We start from the raw sequence: 7,584 nt of genomic DNA, 5'->3' as shown, positions 1-7,584 counted from the left end.
ATCGAACTGTGGAAGATCGTCGACCGGCCCAACCTGCTGATCAAGATCCCGGCCACGCAGGCGGGGCTGCCCGCGATCACCGCCGTCATCGCCGAGGGCATCTCGGTCAACGTCACGCTGATCTTCTCCGTCGAGCGGCACGAGGCCGTGATGGACGCCTACCTGGCCGGTCTGGAGAAGGCCAAGGAAGCCGGCCACGACCTGCACAACATCCACTCCGTCGCATCGTTCTTCGTCTCACGGGTGGACACCGAGATCGACGCCCGGCTGGAGAAGATCGGCAGCGAACAAGCGCTGGCGCTGCGTGGCCAGGCGGCCGTGGCCAATGCGCGGCTGGCCTACAAGGCCTACGAGGACGTGTTCGTCAGCGGCGCGCAATACGAGGTGCTCAAGGCCGACGGGGCACGCGTGCAACGCCCGCTCTGGGCATCGACCGGTGTGAAGAACCCCGACTACTCCGACACGCTGTACGTCACCGAACTGGTGGCGCCGAACACCGTGAACACCATGCCGGAAAAGACCCTGGAAGCCGTCGCCGATCACGGCGTCGTCACCGGCGACACGGTCTCGGGCACGTCGGAGGCGGCGCAGGAGGTGTTCGACAAGCTGGAAGCCATCGGCATCGACCTCACCGACGTCTTCTTGGTGCTGGAGAACGAGGGCGTCGAGAAATTCGAGAAGTCGTGGCAAGAACTACTCGACGCCACGGCGGCCCAGTTGGAGGCCGCCAAGAAATGAGCGACTGCAGCAGCACCCCGGCTGACTGGGTGAACCCGCTGCGGGACAAGCGCGACAAGCGGATGCCGCACATCGCGGGGCCGTGTGCTGTCGTGATCTTCGGTGTGACAGGCGACCTCGCCCGCAAGAAGCTCATGCCCGCTCTCTACGACCTGGCCAACCGCGGGCTGCTGCCGCCGACGTTCGCGCTGGTCGGGTTCGCCAGAAGGGACTGGGCCGACGAGGACTTCAGCAAGGTCGTCTACGACGCGGTCAAGCAGCACGCCCGCACCCCGTTCCGCCAGGAGGTCTGGGACCGCTTGGCCGAGGGGATCCGCTTCGTGCAGGGCACGTTTGACGACGAGAAAGCGTTCGAGCATCTCGCCGAGACGCTGGCGAAGCTGGACGCCGAACGTGGCACCGGTGGTAACCATGCGTTCTACCTGTCGATCCCGCCGAACGCGTTCCCGCAGGTGCTCGAGCAGTTGTCCGCGACGGGGCTGGCCAACAAACCCGATGGATGCTGGAGCCGGGTGGTCATCGAGAAACCGTTCGGCCACGACCTGTCCAGCGCCGAAGCGCTCAACGGCTTGGTGAACAGCGTCTTCCCGGAGTCGTCGGTGTTCCGCATCGACCACTACCTGGGCAAGGAGACGGTGCAGAACCTGCTGGCGCTGCGCTTCGCCAACCAGATGTTTGAGCCGATCTGGAACGCCCACTACGTCGACCACGTGCAGATCACGATGGCCGAAGACATCGGATTGGGCGGCCGCGGAGGGTATTACGACGGTGTCGGAGCGGCCCGCGACGTCATCCAGAATCACCTCATCCAGCTTCTGGCGCTCACCGCGATGGAGGAGCCCGTCACCTTCCATCCGACCGAGTTGCAGGCCGAGAAGATCAAAGTGCTCTCGGCGACCCGCCTGGCCGAGCCGCTCGACGAGACCACGTCACGAGGTCAGTACACGGCGGGCTGGCAGGGCGGCGCGAAGGTCGTCGGCCTGCTCGACGAGGAGGGCTTCTCCAAGACGTCCACCACCGAGACGTTCGCGGCCATCACCCTGGACGTGGACACGCGACGGTGGGCCGGTGTGCCGTTCTATCTACGCACGGGAAAGCGGTTGGGCCGCAGAGTGACCGAGATTGCGCTGGTGTTCAAACGGGCACCGCACCTGCCGTTCGACGCCACCATGACCGAGGAACTCGGCCAGAACGCGCTGGTCATCCGGGTCCAGCCAGACGAGGGGATAACCCTGCGGTTCGGCTCCAAGGTGCCAGGCAACGCCATGGAGGTCCGCGATGTCAGCATGGACTTCTCCTACAGCTCGGCGTTCGCCGAGGAGTCGCCGGAGGCCTACGAGCGCCTGATCCTCGACGTGCTGCTCGGCGAACCGTCCCTCTTCCCCGTCAACGAGGAGGTCGAATTGTCCTGGAAGATCCTGGATCCCGCACTGGAATTCTGGGCGGCTCACGGCAAGCCCGATCCATACGAGTCCGGCACCTGGGGCCCGGACTCGGCGTTCGAGATGTTGCGCCGTTCGGGTCGGGATTGGAGAAGGCCGTAATGATCCGCGAAGGCGACGACGAGTGAGCATCGCAGCGAGGAACGAGCGAGGAGCGGAACGAGAAGGAGCCGAGCCATGATCGTCGACTTGCCGGACAGCAGCACCGACGTCATCAACAAGAAGATCGTCGAGCTTCGCGAGGAGGGTGGCGCGATCACACTCGGTCGAGTGTTGACGCTCGTCATCGCGCCCGATACCCAAGCGATGCTCGAGGAGTCGATCGAAGCGGCCAACGCGGCCAGTCGCGAGCACCCCTGCCGGGTCATCGTGGTGATTCCCGACGACCGGCTCGCCACCGACGCCCGACTGGATGCACAACTCCGCGTCGGTCGGGACGCGGGCGCCAACGAAGTGGTCGTCCTGCGACTGTCCGGCCCACTCGCGAATCACGCCAGCAGCGTGGTGACCCCGTTCCTGCTGCCCGACACGCCGGTGGTGACCTGGTGGCCGGATATCGCGCCGGACGTGCCCGCCCAGGATCCGTTGGGCAAGTTGGCGATTCGTCGCATCACCGACGCCACCAACGACGTCGACCCGTTGCACTCGATCAAGAGTCGGTTGCAGGGCTATACCGCCGGCGACACCGATCTCGCATGGAGCCGCATCACGTACTGGCGCGCGCTGCTGGCGTCGACCCTGGACCAGGGTCCCTTCGGGCCGATCCAGTCCGCACTGGTGTCGGGCCTGAAGACCGAACCCGCGCTCGACATCCTGGCGGGCTGGCTGGCAAGCCGGATCGACGGTCCGGTGAAGCGCGCCGTCGGTGAGTTGAAGGTCGAGCTGGTCCGTGCCGACGAGACCATCACGCTCAGCCGCCCACAGGAAGGCGTCACCGCCTCGCTGACCCGCACCGCCAAACCGGATGCCCTAGTTCCGTTGGCGCGCAGGGAAACCCGGGAATGCCTGGCCGAGGACATGCGTCGACTCGACGCCGACGAGATCTACTTCGCTGCCCTACAGGGCATCGACGAGGTCGAGTATGTCTAACGTCATCGAGACGTACGCCGACGCCGACGCTCTGGTCTCCGCCGTAGGCGACCGCCTGGTGGCCGCCATCATCGCCGCGGTCGACACACGCGGCGTCGCGTACATCGTGCTGACCGGCGGCGGAACGGGCGTCAAGCTGCTCAAGCACGTCGGCGACCACGGTGCAGCGATCGACTGGTCGAAGGTGCACCTGTTCTGGGGTGACGACCGCTACGTGCCCGCGGACGACGACGACCGCAACGACAAGCAGGCTCGAGAGGCGCTGCTCGACCACATCGACGTGCCCGCCGCCAACGTGCACGCGATGCCGGCCAGCGACGGAGAGTTCGGCGACGACATCGATGCCGCCGCCCTGTTCTACGAGCAGGTGCTGGCCGCCACCGCGGGCAGCGGCGCGCCCGCACCGGACTTCGACGTGCACCTGCTCGGCATGGGCGGTGAGGGCCATGTGAACTCGCTGTTCCCGCACACCCCCGCCGTCAGCGAGGCCACCCGCCTGGTAGTCGGGGTCACCGACTCCCCCAAGCCGCCGCCGCTCCGCATCACGTTGACGCTGCCCGCAGTTCAGCGCTCACGCGAGGTGTGGTTGGTGGTCGCGGGCGCGGAGAAGGCCGACGCGGTGGCGGCCGCAGTGGGCGGCGCGAAGGCGGTGGACGTGCCAGCAGCTGGCGCGATCGGACGCGAGGCCACGGTGTGGCTCCTCGACGAAGCCGCCGCGGCGAAGTTGTAGTAATGACCTCCATGGCAGATAAAGGGGCTGGCCGGAGTCGCCCAGCCACAACCGGACGGCAGCGGATCAAGACATTGACCCAGGCCGCGCTGAACGCCGACGTCACCGTCGAGCAGGTGGACACGCTGCTCACCGATCTCGGCGAGACGCTGACCGACCTCAACAAGTCGACGAGCAGCCTAGACGACACGCTAGCCCGCTTCAACGAAACCATCACCCGCATCGACGAATTGGCGCCCCGCCTGATCGCCGTGGTCGAACGCCTCGAGGCCATCGTGGACCGCGTCGAACGCATCGTGGGCATCGGCGAATCGGTGATGGCGCCGTGGGCCGCGACGGAGAACGCCGTACACGGTGCGGTCAACGCGGTCCGCAAGTCCACCGGCCTCTGAGGGATCCCGACCGAGTGCGGGCACCACTGGACGTCCTGCCCACCGCCGATGGTGTCGGCCTGCCGTGGGACGTTCCCGTCGACGACGCCGTCGCCGCCGTGGCGTCGGCACGCGCGGCGTGTGGTGATTCGTTCGTACTGCGCAGCGGCGGCACCCACTACCTGTTCACGTTCTCCCCCACCGGCGTCGAGTCGTTCTACGCGCTGTTGGAGGATTCGGCGAGCAAGGGCGTCGCCGACTACCTGATGTTACGCCGCAAGCTGCCCGACGAGCTGTTCGTCGGCAGGCGCACGCTGCCCGGTTCGTTGTTCCGGCGCGACGACGTGTCGTCGTACCTGGCCAATCTCGAGCACGCGCTCGACGCCACCGAGGCCGAGCTGGGCGACCGCGGCTCGGTCGACCTGTTCACCCTGACCCGGCGGCTCGGGCACCGGATGGGGCTGGCGTCGTGGGCCGGGCCGGGCTGTGCCGACGGCGATACCTTCGAGCGGCTGGTCGCCGCGTTCGACACGCTCGACGGATCGGATGCGTTCGTGCACCCGGACGCGATGGCCGCGGTCGCCGCGTCGGAGATGCGGGCTGAGCGGGCCGCCCTGGAGGAGGTCGCCACGGTGATCGAAGAAGCCGTGCGACAACATGATTCGGACTCGATGGCCGAGGACGGGCTGTTCGGGCGGATCGTCGGGGCATGGGCGTCGGAGCCCGCGGGGGTGCGCCGCCGCGGCGTCGCGATGGACGTGGCGCTCATCCACATCGCGTCGATGTCGAACCTCATGGCGGCACTCGGCTGGGCGGTCGTCGACCTGCTGGTGCATCCGGAGCAGCTCCGGCTCGTCATCGCGGGTGACCGCGACCTGGCTCAGCGTTGTGCGCTGGAGAGCACACGGTTGGCGCAGCGCTCGATCATGGCCCGTGCCGTGCTGGAACCGGTCGCCTTCGACACTGGTGACGGTGTCGTCGACGTGCCCGCGGGCTGGACGATCGCCACGCTGCTGCCGTTGCTCAACACATCGGTGGCCCCGGGTCTGGAGCGGTGGGACCCCGATCGGTGGCACCGCCACCGCGTGGCCGATCAGCGCGAGTTGGCCTCGCCGATGCTGGTGACCGCGTTCGGCCACGGCCGACATTCCTGTCCCGCCCAACCGTTCTCGCTGGCCGCGATGACCGCAGCGATGACCCGCCTGCTCGGCCACTACGACATGACACCCGGTTGGGCCGACTACCCGCGACCCGTGCCCGCGCAGATCGGCGGCGTGGCTCGCTCGGCGGGGCCCTGCCGCGTCGACTATGCGCGACGCTGACGTCGATCCGCTCGGCCCCGAGGGAGGGTGTTACCCGCTGTTCCGCAACGCGGTGGCGAGCCCGCTCATGGTGAGCAGGATGCCGCGCTGGACCAGTTCCTCGGTGTCACCGGAGCGGTAGCGCCGCAGCAGCTCGACCTGCAGGTGGTTCAACGGCTCGAGGTACGGAAACCGGTTGAACACCGAGCGGGCCAGCGCCGGGTTGTCGGCCAGCAGGTCGTCGTGGCCGGTGATCAGCTTATGCATCCGCAGGGTGCGTTGGTACTCGTCGACGATCTTGTCGAACACCCTGTGCCGCAGCGCTTCATCGTCGACCAACTCGGCGTACCGTGCGGCAAGCCCCATGTCGGCCTTGGCCAGCACCTGCGCCATGTTGGACAGCACGGTCCGGAAGAACGGCCACCGCACGTAGAGGTCCTGCAGTACCCCGAGACGGGCCTCGGCCGTTTCCGGGCCCGCCGCGACCCAGTCCTCGAACGCCGTCCCGGTTCCGTACCAGCCTGGCAGCATGACGCGGGATTGGCTCCAGGCCAGCACCCACGGGATGGCCCGCAGGTCGGAGATCGACGTGGTCGGCTTGCGGGAGGCGGGGCGGCTGCCGATGTTCAGCGCGCCGATCTCGCTGACCGGTGTGGATTCCTTGAAGTACTCGACGAAACCCGGTGTCTCGTGCACCAGTTCGCCGTACGACTTCTGCGCCCTGGCAGCCAGGTCGTCGAGCACCTCATACGCGGGGCCTGCCTCGTCGCCAAGGCCCTCGACGTCGAGCAGCGTCGACTCCAGCGTCGCAGCCAGCAGCGTCTCCAGGTTGCGGTGTGCCGTGCGCGGCTCGGCGTACTTGGCGGCGATCACCTCACCCTGCTCCGTGATGCGCAGCGACCCCTTCACCGCGCCAGGTGGCTGCGCGAGGATGGCATCGTAGCTGGGACCACCGCCGCGACCGACGGTGCCACCGCGACCATGGAAGAGCCGCAACCGGATTCCCGTCTTGCGGGCCGACTCCACCAGATCCAGCTCGGCCCGGTACAGCGCCCAGTTCGCCGCGAGGTAACCGCCGTCCTTGTTGGAGTCCGAGTAGCCGAGCATGACCTCCTGGTGCTCACCGCGGGCGTGCACCAGGGCTCGGTACAGCGGAAGGTCCAGTACCGCTTCGAGAATCGCCGATCCCCGCTGCAGGTCGTCGATGGTCTCGAAGAGTGGCACGATCCCGACGGGAGCGTACGGCTCCTCGCTCGATGCATCGAGGAGACCGGCCTCCTTCAGCAGGATCGCCGCCTCGAGCATGTCCGACACCGACTGGCACATGGAGATGATGTAGTTGGGTACCGCGTTGGGACCGAACACCTTCACCGCGCGGGCTCCGGCCGTCACGATGTCGAGTTCCTTGCGGGCGAGCTCGGACAGCTCGGCGCCAGGGCCGACCAGCGGCCTGCGCGTGGCCAACTCGGCGACGAGCACCTCGACGCGCTCGGATTCCGGCAGCGACCGGTAGTCGGGATGCACGCCGGCCCAGGCCAGCAGCTCGGCGACGACCTCCTCGTGCACGTCGGAGTTCTGCCGCAGGTCCAGACCGGACAGGTGAAAACCGAACACGCGCACGGCTTCCCGCAGCCGCGCCAGCCGGTCGTCGGCCAGCACCACACTGCCGTTCGCCCGCAGTGAGGCGTCCACGACGTCGAGATCGGCGAGAAACTCCCCCGGCGTCTCGTATCGCGGCATGCCCAGATCGAGCAGCCGCTCGGGTTGCCGATCGAGGATCTCGGCAGCGGTGGCGGTGAGGCGGCCGTGTACGACCCGCAATGCCCGCCGGTACGGCTCGTCGGCGCGGGCCGGCTCGGCGCAGGTGTCGGCCAGGGCGGCCAGGTCGTCGCTGATCTTCACCAGCCGCACCG

General features: G+C 67.8%; 7 protein-coding genes. 6 read left to right on the top strand and 1 reads right to left on the bottom strand.

Features of this window, described 5'->3' with window-relative positions; all coding sequences use genetic code 11:
- The 6 genes from tal to QOC69_RS28665 form a co-directional block, all read left to right on the top strand.
- The coding region (gene tal, locus QOC69_RS28690) for a transaldolase (protein ID WP_526445918.1) at positions 1-738 on the top strand (738 nt) is incomplete at its 5' end.
- Positions 735-2,282 (top strand): glucose-6-phosphate dehydrogenase, encoded by a 1,548-nt coding sequence (zwf, locus tag QOC69_RS28685; RefSeq protein ID WP_526445917.1) that lies wholly within the window; start codon positions 735-737, stop codon positions 2,280-2,282. The genes tal and zwf, both read left to right, overlap by 4 nt.
- Positions 2,283-2,357: 75 nt before the next feature.
- Complete coding sequence (opcA, locus tag QOC69_RS28680) at positions 2,358-3,269, top strand: glucose-6-phosphate dehydrogenase assembly protein OpcA (RefSeq protein ID WP_526445916.1); 912 nt, start codon at positions 2,358-2,360, stop codon at positions 3,267-3,269.
- On the top strand, positions 3,262-3,999 hold the full coding sequence (pgl, locus tag QOC69_RS28675) for a 6-phosphogluconolactonase (protein WP_526445915.1): 738 nt from the start codon (positions 3,262-3,264) through the stop codon (positions 3,997-3,999). Before opcA ends, pgl begins: the two co-directional genes overlap by 8 nt.
- A gap of 11 nt (positions 4,000-4,010) precedes the next feature.
- The gene (locus QOC69_RS28670) at positions 4,011-4,391 is read left to right on the top strand and encodes an ATPase (RefSeq protein WP_526445914.1); all 381 of its coding nucleotides are present in this window, start codon (positions 4,011-4,013) and stop codon (positions 4,389-4,391) included.
- 14 nt (positions 4,392-4,405) lie between these two features.
- Positions 4,406-5,692 (top strand): cytochrome P450 family protein, encoded by a 1,287-nt coding sequence (locus QOC69_RS28665; protein ID WP_526445913.1) that lies wholly within the window; start codon positions 4,406-4,408, stop codon positions 5,690-5,692.
- Between the two features lie 30 nt (positions 5,693-5,722).
- Here QOC69_RS28665 and ppc read toward each other — a convergent pair.
- Positions 5,723-7,584, bottom strand: a 1,862-nt coding sequence (gene ppc, locus QOC69_RS28660) for a phosphoenolpyruvate carboxylase (RefSeq protein WP_526445912.1), incomplete at its 5' end; no start/stop codon positions are given.

Source organism: Mycobacterium sp. (assembly GCF_032162105.1).
In the GTDB taxonomy this organism is placed as follows: Bacteria; Actinomycetota; Actinomycetes; order Mycobacteriales; family Mycobacteriaceae; genus Mycobacterium.
This window is presented reverse-complemented; position numbering and strand designations above follow the sequence as displayed.